Here is a 352-nt window from a genome sequence, read left to right on the forward strand (position 1 = left end):
ACCGCTCAAGAAGAAGAACTGGTTCGTCTATGCCAAGCCGCCCTTCGCCGGACCCGAGGCGGTGCTGGCCTACCTGTCGCGCTATACCCACCGCGTCGCCATCTCCAACAGCCGGCTGATCGCGCTCGACGAGGCGGGCGTCACGTTCCGCGTCAAGGACTACCGCCGCAATGGCAGCGAGCGGTACCGGACCATGACGCTCGAAGCGGGCGAGTTCATCCGCCGCTTCCTGCTCCACGTGCTGCCCAAAGGCTTCCATCGCATCCGCCACTATGGGCTACTCGCCAGTGCGCACGCCAAGGCCAACATTGCGCGCGCTCGCGAACTTCTCGCCGCGCCGCAGCCCAAGGCC

The 352-nt window shown here is 66.5% G+C and carries 1 protein-coding gene; it reads left to right on the forward strand.

What is annotated here, in order from left to right; translation table 11 throughout:
- Positions 1-352, forward strand: a 352-nt coding sequence (locus tag EN859_RS36100; RefSeq protein WP_189502528.1) for a transposase, incomplete at both ends; no start/stop codon positions are given.

Source organism: Mesorhizobium sp. M00.F.Ca.ET.216.01.1.1 (assembly GCF_004010325.2).
GTDB lineage: Bacteria > Pseudomonadota > Alphaproteobacteria > Rhizobiales > Rhizobiaceae > Mesorhizobium.